Raw genomic sequence first — 2,421 nt, 5'->3', positions numbered from 1 at the left:
TGCGGGCATCGCTGGTGTTCCTCCCAGGTTTCGATGTCTCCATCAAACCCGGTGCGGGACAGACCGCTCTGATCTGACCGCCGTGGACCTGCCACTGCGGTTCGTGATGACAGAGGGCAAGCGACGCACGCACCAGGTCCGTGTCTCCGTCGAAGTCGACGGAGACCGTGTAGTCCAGCAGAGCCCTGGTCACCGTCCGGGTGGGATGGGGGAAGTCCCGGACCTCCTGCCGGCGCTGCTGCGGCGCCCCCACCACCACCGGGTCGCCCCGGTACGCCGTGTCAGGTACGCAATACTTCGCCACCAACCGCTCGACGACTGCCTTCGGATCGTCGTCCAAAACCTGGTCGTCGAGCCCGCCGATCTCCTCGATCGCATCCCGTAGACGCAGGCGAAGCTTGGTGGACGGCAGCTCACCAGCGGCGGCAAGGAGCAACGGATTCACATCGTCCAGTGTCTCGCACACCTGCGGCACCCGACCATCGACACCATGGTCTGCGTCGTCCTCAGCGGTGGGTCGATCACTGCCGGTGCGGTCGTGCTGGTTCGGCAGCCTGTCCGCCGGCCAGGTGCGGGCGAGTGCCCACGGGTCGGCGACGGTGAACAGCTCGAATCGGCCGGTGAGTACGCCGCGTTGATTCCGAGCGGTCACCGTCCAGGTGGCTTCGCACATTACGTTCACGGATTCCAGCAGATCGAGCGCAACGCCGGGCATCTGGACCTCCTGCCCGGGACGCAGGTCGAACTCTGGATACACGAGCTCGATGACGCGGTCGTGCGTTGAGGTAGCGACGATGTTGTCCGGTTCGACGACGTTGCGCAGGCCATGGTGAAGCGCGTCCGGCGACAGCGCCGTCTGTCCCGCAAGCTGAACGCGTCGGGCTGCGCGCTGTTCACGGGCTCGCGCCGACGCGCCTACCTCCGCGTCGGGCCGCAGCTGCGCGCCGTCTGGAACCTCCGGAGGGTCAGGAAGCTCGGTGAGCAGCGCCTCGTCCAGGTCTGCTTGGATCAGCTGCCGTTGACCATGGACGTGGAGCAAGATCGTCAGCTGAGCACCTAAGACCAGCAGATCGTCGCGGTTGTGCACCGACACACGGAACGGCCTGATCGTCCGCAAGGGGAGCAGCCTGTCGGTGCGGTCACAAACCGCCGACTTCAACTGGCGCAGATAGCGCCGCACTCGATGCTCGTACTGTTCCCGAGCCGCGTCATCCGGGGCGTCCGCGTCGATCAGGGCGACGAGACGGCGCTGCTCACGGTCGAGCAGCACGGAAGCGTACCCAACCACATCTGGCCGGGTCTCCAGCTCGGACGACGCTGGCCGCACTTCAAGCCGCATCGCCCCGTCCTTCCTCGGCATCCGCCGAAACTAGCTCACCCTGAACACGCTACGGCTCCCCCGTGCTGTGCGGAGTCGGCGGTGACACACCCGGGTCCACCAGTCGCTGGTCGTCGCACACGCCGCGCGGCTCCCCAACGGCACATGGAGGCGGCCCAGGCCCCGATGTCGGCGCGCCAGAACGCGGCGGCCCGGGCCGCGAACCGGCGGAGCAGCCCGTCGAGATGGTCGGCGTGAGCAACGGCTGGCGTCGTACGGCCGTGCGCGATGCTGTTGCGCCGGTTGACCAGGTTCCTGCACGCGCTGGGCGGCGCCGCGCGGGATGAAGCAGGCGAGCGGGCGGGTGAACTCGCCACCCGCGCCGGCCAGGTTCCGCAGCCGCGTGCCCACCGTCAGCCAGGTGCCCATGCTGGGCCGGGCGAGCTGCGCCGCGGTCACTCCTGCCAGGGGCACCGGCGGAGTGGTGGCCAGCCCAACCACAGCAGCGAAGCGCAGCACCGCCTCTAGCGCCGCGAGGCCGCGTACCGTGCCAAACCTGTTGACCGGCCGTGACCTGGCGTTTTGAAGATCGGCTGCCCCGTGCTGCGCGATGTAGACTCGCGGCGAACCTCAGCGCCGGTACGGTGGAACGCTCGGAGGGCTTGGCGAACTCCTGTTGCGCAGCATGCCCCCCGCATGGGTCGTAGGGGCTGGGCGGGGACGCTGATCATGGCGTTGCCGAGGACACGCCGGCTCCATCGACTCGCCATCTGGATCCAGGTTCCATACGACAGAGCAAGGCAGTCAACGTGCGAGACAACCAGACGAACACCCGCGACCATCACGTGCCGCGCATGTACTTACGGCGCTTCGCACGTCATCGACCGGGCGGAGCGCAACTGATGGCGGCGAGCACCGACCTCACGGCCCGCTTCCCCGCATCAGTCAACGATGTGGCCGTCGAGCGAGGCTTCTACTGGGGTACCGATGTCGACGGGATACCGCACCATCACCTCGAGGAGTTCTTCACAACCCTGGAGGGCACTGACCTAAACTTTGGCCTTTTTGCTGGCTTTCGGTAGGTCGATGTGGGTGATGGTTAT

General features: G+C 67.2%; 2 protein-coding genes. One reads left to right on the top strand and one right to left on the bottom strand.

Translation table 11 applies throughout. From position 1 onward, the window contains the following. Positions 1 to 1,270: hypothetical protein (locus ACFHWU_RS28915; protein ID WP_416592265.1), on the bottom strand; the 1,270-nt coding region annotated here is incomplete at its 3' end. Positions 1,271 to 2,127: 857 nt separating this feature from the next. On the opposite strand from ACFHWU_RS28915, the gene ACFHWU_RS28910 reads away from it, so the two are divergent. Beyond that, positions 2,128 to 2,400: a DUF4238 domain-containing protein gene (locus ACFHWU_RS28910; protein WP_416592264.1), complete on the top strand. Its 273-nt coding sequence runs from the start codon at positions 2,128 to 2,130 to the stop codon at positions 2,398 to 2,400. Positions 2,401 to 2,421: the final 21 nt, after the last annotated feature.

The sequence above is a fragment of the Micromonospora sp. LOL_015 genome, from assembly GCF_048060275.1.
Lineage (GTDB): Bacteria > Actinomycetota > Actinomycetes > Mycobacteriales > Micromonosporaceae > Micromonospora_E.
This window is presented reverse-complemented; position numbering and strand designations above follow the sequence as displayed.